This window comes from Roseateles subflavus (assembly GCF_030285365.1).
Lineage (GTDB): Bacteria > Pseudomonadota > Gammaproteobacteria > Burkholderiales > Burkholderiaceae_C > Roseateles_B > Roseateles_B subflavus.
Genome location: NZ_JASVDS010000002.1, coordinates 347,922 through 363,311 on the forward strand (window position 1 = coordinate 347,922; position 15,390 = coordinate 363,311).

Consider the following 15,390-nt stretch of genomic DNA (forward strand, 5'->3'; position numbering starts at 1 on the left):
TCAGCCTTCAATCCCATTTGGTGTAGGTGGCGCCCTTGTTGCCCAGAGGGCGGTGGCAGCCGGATTCGGAGCAGTCGGTGGGCACGGGCGTCTTGGTTCGGTGCGTCAGGGACTTGCGCTCCAGGCTGCCCAGGTAGTTGGTGCCGCTGGCATGGCAGGCCTTGCACCAGCCCGCGCCGCTGCCCTGGCTGCCGTTGTGGTTCATCTTCTGGGCCCAGCTGGTGGTGCTGGTATGGCAGGCACTGCACTCCATGGCGCTGCCGTTGAGCAGCTGCGACTCGGGAATGTGGTTGCTCGGCTTGGCCGTGGCGCCTTGCGAGGTGTAGGCACCCGAGTGGCAGGTCTTGCACTGGCCGCTGACGCTGACATTGGCATGGAAGCGGCCATTGGCCCAGCTGGCATAGCCGCCCTTGTGGCAGCTGTCGCAGTTGCTGATGGCGACGCCGGCGAGCAGCTGGTAGGGGATGTGGCCGGCCGGCTTGCTGTCAGCCGGCGGGAAGGCGCCGCTGTGGCAGCTGCTGCACTGGTTCACCACGGTCACCTGGGTGTGGTTCCACTTCGTCGGCCGCCAGCCGCTCGTGTTGTGGCAGGCGATGCAGTTGGTGGCGCCGACGGGGATGTGGGCCGCGGGCTTGCCGGTGGCAGCGCTGCCGTTGTGGCAGCTGCTGCAGTTGGTGGCGACCGTGAAGCCGCTGTGGTCGACCTTGGCTCCGGTCCAGGTGATGGTGCTCCGGTGGCAGTTCTCGCAGACGGTCTGGCCGCTGTGCACGGGGGTGACGGGGCGGATCGAGAGGTGGCAGGTCGAGCACTGGCTGGTCACGGTCGCGCTGGCATGCAGGCGGGCCGGTGTCCAGCTGGCAAAGCCGGCCTTGTGGCAGTTGTCGCAATTGAGCGCAGCCAGCGTGCCGACCAGCTGGTAGGGCGTGTGGGTCGCCGGCTTGCCGTCCGCGGGCGGGAAGGCCCCGCTGTGACAGCTGCTGCACTGGTTGGTCACCGTGACCTGGGTGTGGTTCCACTTGGTCGGCTTCCAGCTGCTGGTGGTGTGGCAGCTGATGCAGTTGGTGGCCCCGACGGGGATGTGGGCCGAAGGCTTGCCGGTGGCGGCGCTGCCGTTGTGGCAGCTGCTGCAGTTGGTGGCGACCGTGAAGCCGCTGTGGTCCACCTTCGCGCCCGTCCAACTGCTGGTGCTCTTGTGGCAGTTCTCGCAGACGGTTTGGCCGGTGTGCACGGGGGTGACGGGGCGGATCGAGAGGTGGCAGGTCGAGCACTGGCTGGTCACGGTCGCGCTGGCATGCAGGCGGGCCGGTGTCCAGCTGGCAAAGCCGGCCTTGTGGCAGCTGTCGCAATTGAGCGCAGCCAGCGTGCCGACGAGCTGGTAGGGCGTGTGGGTCGCCGGCTTGCCGTCCGCGGGCGGGAAGGCCCCGCTGTGACAGCTGCTGCACTGGTTGGTCACCGTGACCTGGGTGTGGTTCCACTTGGTCGGCTTCCAGCTGCTGGTGGTGTGGCAGCTGATGCAGTTGGTGGCCCCGACGGGGATGTGGGCCGCGGGCTTGCCGGTGGCAGCGCTGCCGTTGTGGCAGCTGCTGCAGTTGGTGGCGACCGTGAAGCCGCTGTGGTCCACCTTCGCGCCCGTCCAACTGCTGGTGCTCTTGTGGCAGTTCTCGCAGACGGTTTGGCCGGTGTGCACGGGGGTGGCCGGGCGGATCGAGAGGTGACAGGTCGAGCACTGGCTGGTCACGGTCGCGCTGGCATGCAGGCGGGCTGGCGTCCAGCTGGCAAAGCCGGCCTTGTGGCAGCTGTCGCAATTGAGCGCAGCCAGCGTGCCAACGAGCTGGTAGGGCGTGTGGGTCGCCGGCTTGCCGTCCGCGGGCGGGAAGGCGCCGCTGTGGCAGCTGCTGCACTGGTTGGTCACCGTGACCTGGGTGTGGTTCCACTTGCTCGGCTTCCAGCCGGTGGTGCTGTGGCAGCTGATGCAGTTGGTGGCCCCGACGGGGATGTGGGCCGAAGGCTTGCCGGTGGCGGCGCTGCCGTTGTGGCAGCTGGCGCAGTTGGTGGCCGCGTTGAAGGTGCTGTGGTCAACCTTGCCGGCGCTCCAACTGCTCGTGCTCTTGTGGCAGTTCTCGCAGGTGGTCTGCCCGCTGTGGAGGGTGGTACTGGGGCGAATGGGCAAATGGCAGGTCGCACATTGGCTGCTCACGCTGACGCTGGCATGAAGCTTCGCGGGCGCCCACGCTGCAAAGCCGGCCTTGTGGCAGCTGTCGCAATTGAGCGCAGCCAGCGTGCCGACGAGCTGGTAGGGCGTGTGCGTCGCCGGCTTGCCGTCCGCGGGCGGGAAGGCCCCGCTGTGGCAGCTGCTGCACTGGTTGGCAACCGTGAGCTGCGTGTGGCTCCACTTGCTGGGCTTCCAGCCGGCGGTGCTGTGGCAGCTGAAGCAGTTGGTAGCCCCGACGGGGATGTGGGCCGAGGGCTTGCCGGTGGCGGCGCTGCCGTTGTGGCAGCTGGCGCAATGGGTGGCCGCGTTGAAGGTGCTGTGGTCAACCTTGCCGGCGCTCCAGCTGCTGGTACTCGTGTGGCAACTCTCGCAAACGGTCTGCCCGCTGTGGATTGCTGTGCTTGGGCGCACGGCAAGGTGGCACGTTGCGCACTGGCTCGTCACGCTCACGTTGGCATGCAACTTGGCCGGCGCCCAGGCGACAAAGCCGGCCTTGTGACAGCTGTCGCAGTTGAGCGAGGCGAGGCTGCCGACCAGCTGGTAGGGCGTGTGGGTCGCAGGCTTGCCGTCCGCAGGAGGGAAGGCCCCACTGTGGCAGCTGCTGCACTGATTGGTGACGGTGACTTGGGTGTGATTCCACTTCGTCGGCTTCCAGCTGCTGGTGCTGTGGCAGCTGATGCAGTTGGTCGCCCCGGCGGGGATGTGGGCCGAAGGCTTGCCGGTCGCGGCGCTGCCGTTGTGACAGCTGGCGCAGTCCGTCGAGGCGTTGAAGCCCGCGTGGTCGACCTTGCCTGAGTTCCAGCTGCTGGTGCTCTTGTGGCAGCTTTCGCAGACCGTCTGCCCGCTATGCAGTGCGTTGGAGGGCCGCATGCTGAGGTGGCAGGCCGAGCACTGGGACGTGATGCTGGCATTGGCGTGCACCTTGGCCGGCGTCCACGACGTGAAGCCGGCCTTGTGGCAGCTGTCACACGCCAAATTGGCCGTGGCGGCCACGGCGGTGTAGGGCACATGGGTGGCCGGCTTGCCTGTGGCCTTCTGGCCGTTGTGGCACGAGGCGCAGCTGCCGGCCGCCACACCCGCGTGATTGAAGCCGGACGCGGGCTTCCAAGCACTGGTCCGGTGGCAGCTGTCGCAGGAGGCTGTCGTGCTCAGGTGGTCTGCCGGCTTGCCTGCGGCCAGTGCGCCGTTGTGGCAGCTGGCACAAGCGCCGCCCGTGACGCCCTTGTGATCCATCTTGGCGCCGCTGAAGCTGCGCGTGTTGTGGCAGGTGTCGCACGATTGCGATGTCGGGATGTGGGTCGCCGGCTTGACCGTGTTGGTCTTGGCAAAGCGCGCGCCGCTCGTATGGCAGGCGTCGCACTCTTTGGGCGTGCCCTTGAACACGCCGCCGATGTGGCAGCTTTCGCAGCGCTGGTTCTGGTGGGTGCCCGTCAGTGCGAAGCCTGTCCGCAGGTGGTCAAACTCGCGGGGGGCGCCACTGGCGCTGAGCGCCCAGAAGGCCAGCCCTGCAAGCAGGATCAGCATCAGCAGGCGCATTCGCCGCATCAGCCCGACGACAGGGTGAGACTGACTCATGGGCGCGCTCCGGCAGTTCCTGGACTCACGACGGACCAACGGCTGGGCTGATGGCACTGCTCGCACCGCGGTCCGAAGCCCCGTTCGTGGACGTCGTCCTTGAGATGGCAGCTCACGCAGGCGCGGGCCAATGCCGCCACCTTGCGTCCTGGGGGCGCCGGGTCCTTGTGGCAGGTCGAGCAAGGTAGCTTGGCGTGTGCGGCGCCCAGGGGGTAGTCCGTCTGCCGATCGTGGTCAAAGCGCCAGAGGCGCCAGGCGCGCACGTTGTGGCAACTCTCGCAAGCCGCGCCCAGGCTGGCCTTGTGGCGGTCGTCCTTGCGATGGCAGCTCAGGCAGTCGCGCGAGGCGTCACGGAAGCGCAGGCTCTGGTGGCATGCCTTGCATTCGACGGAGCCATGGGCGCCCGCCAGGCTGAAGCGGGCCTTGTTGTGATCAAAGCGTGCCGGCTTCCAGCGCGTCTCGTCATGACAACTGTCGCAGCGCTCACCCAACTGGGTCTCGTGCTTGTCGTCCTTGCGGTGGCAAGCCACGCAGTCGCTGGGGGTCTTGCGGTAGCTGCGAACGTCGGCATGGCAGCTCTTGCAGGCGAGGCTGGCGGCCGCATGCGCACCGCGCAGGGAGAAACGGGCCCGGTTGTGATCAAAGCGCGGAGCCTGCCAGTTGCTCTCGGTGTGGCAGTCGGCACAGCGCTCGCCCAGCGTGGCCTCATGCCTGTCGTCCTTGCGATGGCAGCCCACGCAGGTCGAGGTGACCTCGCGGTAGACGAGGCTCTGGTGGCAGTCCTTGCAGCCGGCCTGCCCATGCTTGCCGAGCAGCGGGAAAGCCGTGCGGTCGTGGTCGAAGCGCTGCACGCTGCGCCAGCCTTTCTCGGCGTGGCATTGCGCGCAGTCGGTGCCCAGCGTGGCCTTGTGCTTGTCATCCTTGCGGTGGCAATCCACGCAGCCCGTGCCCGGCTTGTCCTTGTACAGATGACCGGTGTGGCAGCTGCCGCAGCGCAGCTCGCGGTGCTTCTCCCGCAGCGGGTAGCGGGTGTCGGCATCGTGCTTGAAGGTGATGTCGCGCCAGCGCTGTTCCGTGTGGCAGGTCTCGCACTTGTCGCCGAACTGGGCCTTGTGCTTGTCGTCCTTGCGATGACAGGCCACACAGGCACTCGGTGTGTCCTTGTACTCGCGGGTCTTGTGGCAGGACTCGCACCGCGCCGGCCCGTGGGCGCCCTTGAGTGGAAAGCGGGTCACGCTGTGGTCGAAGCGCGTCTCCTTCCAGCTCTTCTCCTCGTGGCAGTTCTGGCACTTCACGCCCAGGCCACCCTTGTGCACATCGTCCTTGCGGTGGCAGGACTGGCAGTCCTGAGGGGCGGCGCTGTACTTGCGGCCAACGGCATGGCACTTGACGCAGTCGACGGATCGATGCCCCCCGCGCAGGACATAGTCGGTTCGTGCATGGTCAAACTTGGCCTGGTCCAGCGGCGCGATGTTCATCTCACGCCCCTTGTGCTCGGTGTGGCAGCTGCGGCACGGCTGGGGCTTCTGCCGGCCATGCAGCCCGGCGTGATCGCCCAGGTCCCGGCCGACGTCCTTGTGGCAGTCGACGCAGAGCTTCTCCTGCGCCTTGCGATCGAAGGGCGTGTGGCAGCTGCGGCAGCTGTCGTCCCATTTGGCATGGGCTTGGCTGAGTACGCCGGGAGACAGCACCGACTCCATGCTTTGGGCACCCGCCGACGAAGTCAGCAACGGGCCCAGTACCAGCCCCAGTACCAGCCCCAGTACCCGGCGCATCGCTCGATCCAGCCGGGGATCGATGCTCATGCCAACCCCCGCGCTGGGCTGGATGGAAGCGTGTGCTGTGCTTCATGCGCCATACCGTCAGTACACGTGGACGGCGACGATGTGCACGATCGCGCACAGCACCATCACGTAAACGAAGGGCACATGCAGCACGTGCCAGAGCGCGAAAAGACGCACGGCGCGCTCGTACTGGGCGACGCGCAGGCCCGTGCGGAACAGCGCCTGCACGGTGCCGCGCAGCGTCAGCCATTCCTGGTGACGGCGGCCGGGGCCCCAGTCGCGTTCGCGCGACCGAAGCCGCAGGGCCGTGTGCAGGGCGTGCAGGCACTGTGTCTCCGTACGCCATCGCACCCAGGGGAGGACGACGAAGGCCTGGAGCCAGCCGGCACGCTCCAATGCCGCGGGGCTGACGCGAGCCTCGAAGCGGCTGATCATGGCTTCAGCCACCGGGGCGAAGGCAAGGGCACGGTGTGCCTCGTCCCGGTTCAACCCCAGTTCGTCTCGCACCGATTGCAGACCCTGAAGACCGCCGCTGAGTCCGCGGTGGGTGCGCAGGTACAGGAATCGACCCACCACGCCGCTGCCGGCCACGATCAACATGCTGTAAAGCGCCACGCCGGCGTTCAGGGAACCAATGGTGAAGGCGCAGTGCAGCAGGATCAGCACGGGCCCGGCGATGCCCAGCACCATGTGGACGGCGAACCAGTCGCGCGCAGCCCCCCAGCGCTGCAGCCGCCGCCAGCGCTTTCGCAAGGGATAGGCGAACAGCAGCAGCATGGCCACGCCGCCCGAGACGCCGAGCCAGTAGCCCAGGGTGGACGCTGCCGTCAGCTGCCAGTGGCGCACGGTCGCCCACGCACCGCCGACGAGCAGCGCCAGCGCCAGGTAGAGCCAGCGATCTCGGCCCACCGGCGTGGCGATGCTGTCCCTGAATCTGGGGGGCTGACGGGAAAGGACCTCGGGCGTGTTCATGCGGCGCAGTGTGTGCAAGGCCCCGCTACGGCGCATTAAGCGCGTGAACATTTGTAACGGGCCTGGACTGCTGCCCGGTGCCGGCCCGGCGTTTCGTGCGCGCCGCACCAGCCTTGCGGCAGATCGAGCAGCCTGAGGGGACTTCCTGAAGTTCAGATGAAGGGTGCGGCAATGGTTGGCAACAACTTCATCCGGTCTTAAGCCCAGCCGCGGAGGCTGCGGCTCGTGAATGCAGCAGTACCCCTCACTCAAGTGCTCGTGCACGCACGGGATCCCGCCATCGTGCAGGTCTGCCGCCAGGTCTGCGACCAGCTGCGGTGGCATGTCCGAACCGGCGGCATCGAGCCGCCCGCGCTGCTCGGGGGCGACGCCATGCTGCATGTGGTGGAGGACCATGCCGCTCGGGCCTTGCCCCGGAGCCTGGGGCCGCCCACGGCCCTGCTGGTCTGTGACGCAGGCGCCCTGCAGCGCCTGGTCGGTGGTGGCACGCACGCCTTTGGTGCCTATCAGCTCCGACCGATGCGCGCCGAGCGCTTGCAGGAGCAGCTCTGTCGCCTGCGACTGGGACAGGCGGGCAATCTCGCTCAATGCGTGCGCGTCGGGCCCTTGGTCCTGGACGCCATGGACCGCCGCGTCGTGTGGCAGGACCAGGTGCTGAGCCTGACGTGGCGGGAGTACGAGTTGTTGCACGTGCTCGTGCGCCACAGGGGCGCCGTGGTGGCGCGCGACCGGATCGAGGCGGCGATGTACCGCTGGGGACAGGAGCTCGGCAGCAACACGATCGAGGTCTTCGTCCACGCCTTGCGCAGCAAGACCCATCCCGCCCTGATCACCACGGTGCGAGGGGAGGGCTACCAGTTGAACGACCTTGAACTGGCCGGGCTTCGCCACTGATCCTGCGCTGGCCCCGGTCTGCCCGCGGACGACCTCGCGGGCGAGATGACGTCCAGAAGCCGTGGCCAGGCCCCGGCCGTCGTCGTGCTTCATCCGGCCTGATGCGCCGCGTTCGAGACGGCTGCTCGTGACGGCCCTGGGACGTCCCCTGGCAGAGGGAGACCGGATCTGCGACCGGGAATGCGTCGGTGTTTCCTCCAGTGCGGTGAGGCCTGTCCGCTACGTTCGTCCCGGGCGCGGCGCTGGGGTGCTCGCCTGTCGGGGGCACGGCAGCGCCGGCAGCCGAGTCTCTTCGCGCTCAGCGGATGTGCACTTGCCTCAGGCTTTGGTCTGTTGCCGCGGCCAGTTGCCGCCGCTTGCACGCCGGCCGTCGCTTCCAATGGGCAGAGGTTTCGTGAATCCAGGAAATTTCCAGTTTTGACCGATCCGGTGTACATTTGCCGGATACCGGACAGCGCCGCGCCCCTCAGCGGCGAGCGATTCCTCCAGTCCGGTTCGTGCGACGCCAGTCGCCCCTTTGGCCGCAGAGCTTCGGTCAACTGAGCCAAGCAGCTCACTCAGGCCGTCAACAAGGCCTGCGTCTCTCCAACGGATTGATCCCCATTTCAACAGCCATTCCCATGGGCCAGTACGTCGTCTTGCCCTCGACACCATCAACCGACTGCGGCCGCTTCAGAGCCGCTGTTGCGGTACGGCGGATTCAAGGTGGCGACGGCTCACCCAGAACGCTCGCCCTCGACAAGACTTTCTCTTCCCGAGAAGCCGCCAAAATCATCGCGGTCACCCAAGGGTGGTTTCAAACGCCAATGCCCACCGCTGCGGCATTCTGATGCGCGATCACAAATCATTGCGATTTGTCAGGTCGGTCAGCAGATTCAAACTCTGCTCGCACACATCGAGATGATGTGACTCAACCATCCAAAAGGTATTCAAATGACCAGCAAAATTTACGTCGGAAATCTCCCTTACTCCGTCACGGACGAGACGCTCAAGAGCAACTTCGGCGAGTATGGTGAGGTTGCCTCTGCCAAAGTGTTGATGGACCCGGAAACCGGTCAATCCAAAGGCTTCGGCTTTGTTCAAATGGCAACGGCCCAGTGTGCGCAAGCGGCCATCGCAGGTCTGAACGGCCTTTCCGTGGGGGGGCGTTCCATCGTGGTGAACCTGGCTCGCCCGCGTGAGGATCGCGGCGCAGGCAAGTCGGCCGGCCCGTCTGAATTCCGCGCCAGCAAACGCCAAGACGTGGGCTATGGAAACGGCGGCTTCGGCGGCGGTCGGTACTGACCTTAAGCCAGAAGCCCCAGGTTTCAATTCTCCATTGCGCATGGCCGTGACTCGGCGCTGAGTGCCGGTGCGGGCCGCCTGGTGGCCGTGGGCATTCGCCTCGGCAAGGCACTGGCGAGCCATGCCCAAAATGACAGGGACACTGCCCTTCCATGCGGCAGATGGCCTGCCCTCACGAAATCGCAAGTTATCGTGAGGGTGCCCCATTGGGGGCTTGAAACTGCAGCTGAATCCCCCTTTGCAGGTGGTTCATGGGGCTGAAAAAATGAACTTGCACAGCCCGCGCTTTTAGGGCTACTATGGCTTCGCTGATATGCACAAGACCGTCCGCTCTTAGGACTTTCCACTTGGTCCGGCTTTTTGCCAGGGCCCCAGTTGAATCCCCATGAAGATTTTCTTGGCGTCTCTTCGCTGAGTGCAATTTCGTGCTTTGCAATTTAAAAGGAAATCAAAATGACGACTCAAACTGGAACTGTGAAGTGGTTCAATGAAGGCAAGGGTTTTGGCTTCATCACGCCGGATGATGGTGGCAAGGACCTCTTTGCTCACTTCAAGGAAATTCAGGGGGGCGGCTTCAAGACGCTCAACGAGAACCAGCGCGTGGAGTTCGAGGTGACGCAGGGCCAGAAGGGTCCGCAGGCCTCACGCATTCGCTGCGTGAGCTGACCATCGCTCACCCCAGGATGCGGCCAGGCCCTCTGGCTGCATCGACGAAAGCGCGGCTCGGCCGCGTTTTTTTTTGCCTGTCTGGAGCGTGCTTTGAAAAACCTTCAAGAAGCCACCGAGCGGATCTGCGAACTGAAGGGCGGCATGGTGGCATTGGATGCCTTGCTGCCTGCCGTCATGGACTCCCTCTCGGCAGCCGGGCTGCTGAGGCTGTCCGCTTCATTCGATGCCCACGCGGAAACCGCACGGACGCTCATGCTGCATTCGGAGATGTCAGACATCGTCCTGGCCGCATTCGAGCGCGAGGTCGCCCGGCACCATGCGGTTCTGCAGCGAGGTCTGCGGATGACGCCCGCGACGCCCGATGTTGCCTCCATCGATCCCATGTGGCTTGCCGTGACGCCGCTGGAGGCATTCCGGGGCCCACAGCGCCTCTGCAGAAACAGTGCCTTCTTTTATCGGAAGGGCGACGCGCTGTTCCTCGTCAGCACGCAATCGGCGTTTGCGGGGAGTCGCGGGGCGCCCGTGGCAGATCGCGTCGATATCGAGGTGGCCATGAATGCGCACGATGCCCATCTGCGGGCGCGCTGTTCACTACCGCTCCTGTCGGAGGGGCGGCCGCTGTGGCATGCGGTTCATGATCAGGCCGGGCCGACGCCTGTGGCAGCGTTGCCGATTGCGAGCAGGGATTTGCCAGCAGCTGCCGTCATCCTCGCATTCGATGAGACGCACATGGCAGATTTTGGCGAGGACATTGCCATCGGCGATGTGATCTCGATGGTGGGGTTTCCGGAGAGCCTGTCGCACGCGCCTCACGCCGTGCCGATTGCAAGATCGGGTGCCATTGCCTCGCCCTACGCCTGGTCCTTTCAGGGGCGTGCCTGCTTCTTGACGGACCTGGTCTCCAGTGCCGGCTGTGGCGGCGCCGCCATCCTGCGGCGGCGGGCGATCAGTCGTTCGGCGTCGGCGCCCCTCGCTTGGCAGCTGCTCGCCATTCATGCTTGCGAGCCGTTGGAGGGGGCGCCGGCGGGGGCCTCGGGGGCTGAAGCCGGGCTGTTTCGCGCGTGGTCCGCACAGTCTTTGCGCGAGCTCCAGTGGCCGTGACGCCAGAGGAGTGAACGACTCGCCTGGTGGCGGGTTCACGCACGCCGCCACCGAGGGGGATGACCGCCGTCGCCCGCGCCGTCACGCTGCGTCTTTACGCCGTCTTGATACCGTCCGACCGACCTTCTACACCGCCTTGACGCCCCCCCACCTACGCTCCTGACATCACACAACCCCCTGTTGAGAGTGTCTATGGATGGAGTGTTTTTGGGCCTGAGCCTGGCGCTGTTCGCGCTGGCCGCCGGCCTCGCCCTGGCCAGTCATCGGCTGGAGACGAAGCCATGAGCGCGCTGTACTGGATCAGCGGCCTGCTGGCCGCGGCGCTGTTTGTCTACCTGGTCTATGCGCTGCTGCGCGCAGAGGAGTTCTGAATGAGCCCCTCTGCCTGGACCCAACTGGCGCTCTACCTGGGCGTCCTCCTGGCGGCGGCCTGGCCGCTGTCGCGCTGGCTCTCGGCCCTGGCCGAGGGACGGCTGCCGCGCTGGATGCTGCGCATCGAAGGCGGCCTGCTGCGCCTGGCTGGCGTGAAGCCCGATGAAAGCATGCATTGGCGGCACTACGCCATCGGGCTGCTGGTCTTCAGCCTGCTGGGCGTGCTGGCGGTCTACGGCCTGCAGCGCCTGCAGCACCTGCTGCCGCTGAACCCGCAGGGCATGGGCGCCATCAGCCCGGACTCCGCGTTCAACACCGCCATCAGCTTCGTCACCAACACCAACTGGCAGGGCTACGGCGGCGAGTCCACCATGAGCTACCTGACCCAGATGCTGGCGCTGACGGTGCAGAACTTCCTGTCGGCCGCCAGCGGCATCGCCGTGGTCTTCGCGCTGATCCGCGGCTTCACGCGCAAGCTCAGCGGTGATGTGGGCAACGTCTGGCAAGACCTGACCCGCATCACGCTGTGGCTGCTGCTGCCGCTGTCCTTCGTCTTCGCGCTCTTCTTCGTGAGCCAGGGCGTGATCCAGAACCTGGACGCCTACCAGGACGCCCACACGCTGGAGGTCAATCACTACGACGCCCCGCGCCTGGGCGCTGACGGCCAGCCCCTCAAGAACGAGAAGGGCGAGCCGCTGACCGAGACCGCCGAGTCCTCGACCCAGCAACTGGCCATGGGGCCGGTGGCCTCTCAGCTGGCCATCAAGATGCTGGGCACCAACGGTGGGGGCTTCTTCAACGCCAACTCGGCCCATCCCTTCGAGAACCCCACGCCGCTGAGCAACTTCGCGCAGATGCTGGCCATCTTCCTGATCCCCGCCGCGCTGTGCTTCAGCTTCGGCCAGCTGGTCGGGGACTGGCGCCAGGGCCTGGCGATCCTGGCCGCGATGAGTGTGCTGTTCGTCGCCGGCGTGGCCGTCGAAACCGCCGCTGAGCAGGCCGGCAATCCGCGCCTGCAGGCCCTGCAGGTGGACCAGCGGCTCACGATGGAGCAGTCGGGCGGCAACATGGAAGGCAAGGAGACGCGCTTCGGCATCAACGCCAGCAGCCTCTTCGCCGTGGTCACGACGGCCGCCTCCTGCGGCGCCGTGAACACCATGCACGACTCGCTGACGCCCATCGGCGGCATGGTCCCCCTGGTGATGATGCAGCTGGGCGAGGTGGTCTTCGGCGGCGTCGGCACGGGGCTGTACGGCATGCTGGTCTTCGCCCTCCTGGCGGTCTTCATCGCCGGGTTGATGATCGGCCGCACGCCTGAGTACCTCGGCAAGAAGATCGAGAGCCACGAGATGAAGATGGTGTCCATCGCCATCCTCGTCACGCCCCTGGTCGTGCTCATGGGCACGGCGCTGGCGGTGCTCGCGGCGGACGGCAAGGCCGGCATCGCCAACCCGGGCGCCCACGGCTTCTCCGAGGTCCTCTATGCGCTGACCTCGGCCGGCAACAACAACGGCTCCGCCTTCGCCGGCCTCTCGGCCAACACGCCCTTCTACAACACCCTGCTGGGCCTCGCGATGTGGCTGGGCCGCTTCGGCGTCATCGTGCCGGTGCTGGCCCTCGCGGGCAGCCTGGCGGCCAAGAAGCGCATCCCCACCGGCAGCGGCACCCTGCCCACGCACGGCCCGCTCTTCGTGTCCCTGCTGATCGGCGTCGTGCTGCTGGTCGGCCTCCTCAACTACGTGCCTGCCCTGGCCTTGGGCCCCATCGTCGAGCAGCTGATGCTCTGGACCGCCTGAGGAATCATCATGAGCCATTCGACTACTGCAACAACTGCATCCACGAGCAGCGCTTCCCTGCTGCACCCGGCCCTGGTGAAGCAGGCGCTGGCCCAGTCCATCGCCAAGCTGGACCCCCGCATCCAGTGGCGCAACCCGGTGATGTTCGTGGTCTACGTGGGCAGCCTGCTGACCACCGGGCTGTGGCTCGCCAGCCTGGGCGATCCGGCCGTGGCCGGCGGCGAAGGGTCGGGCTTCATGCTCGCCATCGCCCTGTGGCTGTGGTTCACCGTGCTCTTTGCCAACTTCGCCGAGGCCATGGCCGAGGGCCGCTCCAAGGCCCAGGCCGCTTCGCTGCGCGGGCTCAAGACCAAGGCCTGGGCCAAGAAGCTGGAGAAGCCGCAGCACGGCTCCTCCTGGCACCCCGTCCAGTCCGATGAGCTGCGCAAGGGCCATGTGGTGCTGGTGGAGGCGGGCGACCTGATCCCGCTGGACGGCGAGGTGATCGAGGGCGTGGCCTCGGTGGACGAGAGCGCCATCACGGGCGAGTCGGCGCCGGTGATCCGCGAATCCGGCGGCGACTTCGCCTCGGTGACCGGCGGCACCCGCGTGCTCTCCGATTGGCTGGTGCTGCGCATCGCGGTCAACCCGGGCGAGTCCTTCCTGGACCGCATGATCGCCATGGTGGAAGGCGCCAAGCGCCAGAAGACGCCCAACGAGATCGCGCTGACCATCCTGCTGGTGGCGCTGACCCTGGTCTTCCTGGTCGTGACCGTGACCCTGCTGCCGTTCTCCCTCTTCAGCGTCGAAGCCGCGGGCAGCGGCACGGTGGTGTCGATCACCGCGCTGGTGGCCCTGCTGGTGTGCCTGATCCCGACGACCATCGGCGCGCTGCTCTCGGCCATCGGCGTGGCGGGCATGAGCCGCATGATGCAGGCCAATGTCATCGCCACCTCGGGCCGCGCCGTCGAGGCCGCGGGCGATGTGGATGTGCTGATGCTGGACAAGACCGGCACCATCACCCTGGGCAACCGTCAGGCCAGCCGCTTCCTGCCGGCGCCTGGCGTGACCGAGATGCAACTGGCTGACGCCGCCCAACTGGCCTCGCTGGCGGACGAGACGCCGGAAGGGCGCAGCATCGTCGTGCTGGCCAAGCAGCGCTACGGTCTGCGCGAGCGCGCGCTCGCCAGCCTGGGCGCCCACTTCGTGCCCTTCACGGCCCAGACCCGCATGAGCGGCATCGACCTGCAGACCGCCAGCTCCCCCTTGCGCAGCATCCGCAAGGGGGCGGCCGATGCCATCCGCCGCCATGTCGAGGCGCAGGGCGCGCGCTATCCCGCCGAGGTGCAGCAGGCGGTGGACGACGTGGCCCGTCTCGGCAGCACGCCCCTGATCGTGAGTGATGGCTCCCGCGTGCTGGGCGTCGTCGAGCTCAAGGACATCGTCAAGGGCGGCATCAAGGAGCGCTTCGCCGAGCTGCGCCGCATGGGCATCAGGACGGTGATGATCACCGGCGACAACAAGCTCACCGCCGCGGCCATCGCTGCCGAGGCCGGCGTGGACGACTTCCTCGCCGAGGCCACCCCCGAGGCCAAGCTGAAGATGATCCGCGACTACCAGAGCGAAGGCCGGCTCGTGGCCATGACCGGCGACGGCACCAACGACGCGCCCGCACTCGCGCAGGCCGACGTGGCCGTGGCCATGAACAGCGGCACGCAGGCGGCCAAGGAGGCCGGCAATATGGTGGACCTGGACTCGAATCCCACCAAGCTGCTGGAGATCGTGGAGACGGGCAAGCAACTGCTGATGACACGTGGCTCGCTGACGACCTTCTCCATCGCGAATGACGTCGCCAAGTACTTCGCCATCATCCCGGCCATGTTCGTGGGCGTGTACCCGCAGCTGCAGGCGCTCAACGTGATGCAGCTGCACAGCCCGGCCTCGGCCATCCTCTCGGCGGTGATCTTCAATGCGCTGATCATCATCGCCCTCATTCCCCTGGCCCTGAAGGGCGTCCGCTACCGCGCCATCGGTGCCGCGGCCCTGCTGCGCCGCAACCTTGCCATCTACGGCCTGGGCGGCCTCGTCGTGCCCTTCATCGGCATCAAGGCCATCGACCTGATCCTGGTCGGCCTGCACCTGGTCTGAGGAGATCCATCATGAAACAACATCTGCGTCCTGCCCTGGTGAGCCTGCTGCTGCTGTCGGCCGTGACCGGGCTGCTCTACCCCCTGGCCGTGACGGGCATCGCCCAGGTGACGATGCCCAAGGAAGCCAACGGCTCGCTCATCGAGGAGAAGGGGCAGCTGATCGGCTCCGAGCTGATCGGCCAGTCCTTCACCAGCCCCCAGTACTTCTGGGGCCGGCCCTCGGCGACCGGGCCGATGAGCCACAACGCGGCCAACTCGGCCGGCGCCAACCAGGGGCCGCTGAACCCGGCGCTGGAGGCGGCCGTCCAGGCGCGCATCGAGGCGCTGCGGGCCGCGGACCCGGGCAACACCGCGCAAGTGCCGGTGGACCTCGTCACCGCTTCGGCCAGCGGCCTGGACCCGCACATCAGCCTGGCCGCGGCCCGCTACCAGGCGCCGCGCGTGGCCCGTGAGCGCGGCCTGTCCGTCAAGGACGTGCAGCGCCTGATCGAGGCCCATACCGTGCCTACGGACCTGCGCGTGCTGGGCGAACCTCGCGTCAACGTGCTGAAGCTCAACCTGGCCCTGGACCGTGCCAGGGCAGGCTGACTCAGCCCCCACAC

The 15,390-nt window shown here is 66.9% G+C and carries 11 protein-coding genes; 8 read left to right on the forward strand and 3 right to left on the reverse strand.

Features of this window, described 5'->3' with window-relative positions; all coding sequences use genetic code 11:
- Nucleotides 1–7 precede the first annotated feature (7 nt).
- The 3 genes from QRD43_RS07360 to QRD43_RS07370 are packed head-to-tail and all read right to left on the reverse strand — an operon-like array spanning nucleotide 8 to nucleotide 6,543.
- A complete protein-coding gene (locus tag QRD43_RS07360; protein WP_285981838.1) occupies nucleotides 8–3,787 on the reverse strand; it encodes a cytochrome c3 family protein in 3,780 nt (1,259 codons plus the stop codon).
- Nucleotides 3,784–5,592: a cytochrome c3 family protein gene (locus QRD43_RS07365; RefSeq protein WP_285981839.1), complete on the reverse strand. Its 1,809-nt coding sequence runs from the start codon at nucleotides 5,590–5,592 to the stop codon at nucleotides 3,784–3,786. The genes QRD43_RS07360 and QRD43_RS07365 overlap by 4 nt, the downstream gene beginning before the upstream one ends.
- Before the next feature lie 57 nt (nucleotides 5,593–5,649).
- On the reverse strand, nucleotides 5,650–6,543 hold the full coding sequence (locus tag QRD43_RS07370; protein WP_285981840.1) for a hypothetical protein: 894 nt from the start codon (nucleotides 6,541–6,543) through the stop codon (nucleotides 5,650–5,652).
- A gap of 225 nt (nucleotides 6,544–6,768) precedes the next feature.
- On the opposite strand from QRD43_RS07370, the gene QRD43_RS07375 reads away from it, so the two are divergent.
- The 8 genes from QRD43_RS07375 (at nucleotide 6,769) to kdpC (ending at nucleotide 15,376) form a co-directional block, all read left to right on the forward strand.
- Entirely contained in the window at nucleotides 6,769–7,437 is a 669-nt protein-coding gene (locus QRD43_RS07375; RefSeq protein ID WP_285981841.1) for a winged helix-turn-helix domain-containing protein, read from the forward strand.
- 933 nt (nucleotides 7,438–8,370) lie between these two features.
- Nucleotides 8,371–8,721, forward strand: coding sequence for an RNA-binding regulator (gene rbp, locus QRD43_RS07385; protein ID WP_285981843.1), 351 nt, complete (start codon nucleotides 8,371–8,373; stop codon nucleotides 8,719–8,721).
- Nucleotides 8,722–9,174: 453 nt separating this feature from the next.
- On the forward strand, nucleotides 9,175–9,387 hold the full coding sequence (gene cspE, locus QRD43_RS07390) for a transcription antiterminator/RNA stability regulator CspE (RefSeq protein ID WP_285981844.1): 213 nt from the start codon (nucleotides 9,175–9,177) through the stop codon (nucleotides 9,385–9,387).
- A gap of 93 nt (nucleotides 9,388–9,480) precedes the next feature.
- On the forward strand, nucleotides 9,481–10,491 hold the full coding sequence (locus QRD43_RS07395; RefSeq protein WP_285981845.1) for a serine protease: 1,011 nt from the start codon (nucleotides 9,481–9,483) through the stop codon (nucleotides 10,489–10,491).
- Between the two features lie 281 nt (nucleotides 10,492–10,772).
- Nucleotides 10,773–10,862 carry a K(+)-transporting ATPase subunit F gene (gene kdpF, locus QRD43_RS07400; protein ID WP_285981846.1) on the forward strand — a complete coding sequence of 30 codons (90 nt, stop codon included), beginning with the start codon at nucleotides 10,773–10,775 and terminating at the stop codon, nucleotides 10,860–10,862.
- The gene (kdpA, locus tag QRD43_RS07405) at nucleotides 10,863–12,659 is read left to right on the forward strand and encodes a potassium-transporting ATPase subunit KdpA (RefSeq protein WP_285981847.1); all 1,797 of its coding nucleotides are present in this window, start codon (nucleotides 10,863–10,865) and stop codon (nucleotides 12,657–12,659) included.
- 9 nt (nucleotides 12,660–12,668) lie between these two features.
- Nucleotides 12,669–14,786: a potassium-transporting ATPase subunit KdpB gene (gene kdpB / locus QRD43_RS07410; RefSeq protein WP_285981848.1), complete on the forward strand. Its 2,118-nt coding sequence runs from the start codon at nucleotides 12,669–12,671 to the stop codon at nucleotides 14,784–14,786.
- An 11-nt stretch (nucleotides 14,787–14,797) separates the two neighbouring features.
- Nucleotides 14,798–15,376 (forward strand): potassium-transporting ATPase subunit KdpC, encoded by a 579-nt coding sequence (gene kdpC, locus QRD43_RS07415; protein WP_285981849.1) that lies wholly within the window; start codon nucleotides 14,798–14,800, stop codon nucleotides 15,374–15,376.
- Nucleotides 15,377–15,390: the final 14 nt, after the last annotated feature.

What these genes read in the sequence shown, in the direction of transcription:
- kdpA (WP_285981847.1), top strand. Translation starts at nt 10,863, where the DNA reads ATGAGCCCCTCTGCCTGGACCCAACTGGCGCTCTACCTGGGCGTCCTC.
- rbp (WP_285981843.1), top strand. Translation starts at nt 8,371, where the DNA reads ATGACCAGCAAAATTTACGTCGGAAATCTCCCTTACTCCGTCACGGAC.
- kdpF (WP_285981846.1), top strand. Translation starts at nt 10,773, where the DNA reads ATGAGCGCGCTGTACTGGATCAGCGGCCTGCTGGCCGCGGCGCTGTTT.
- QRD43_RS07365 (WP_285981839.1), bottom strand. Translation starts at nt 5,592, where the DNA reads ATGAGCATCGATCCCCGGCTGGATCGAGCGATGCGCCGGGTACTGGGG.
- QRD43_RS07370 (WP_285981840.1), bottom strand. Translation starts at nt 6,543, where the DNA reads ATGAACACGCCCGAGGTCCTTTCCCGTCAGCCCCCCAGATTCAGGGAC.
- QRD43_RS07360 (WP_285981838.1), bottom strand. Translation starts at nt 3,787, where the DNA reads ATGAGTCAGTCTCACCCTGTCGTCGGGCTGATGCGGCGAATGCGCCTG.
- cspE (WP_285981844.1), top strand. Translation starts at nt 9,175, where the DNA reads ATGACGACTCAAACTGGAACTGTGAAGTGGTTCAATGAAGGCAAGGGT.
- kdpC (WP_285981849.1), top strand. Translation starts at nt 14,798, where the DNA reads ATGAAACAACATCTGCGTCCTGCCCTGGTGAGCCTGCTGCTGCTGTCG.
- kdpB (WP_285981848.1), top strand. Translation starts at nt 12,669, where the DNA reads ATGAGCCATTCGACTACTGCAACAACTGCATCCACGAGCAGCGCTTCC.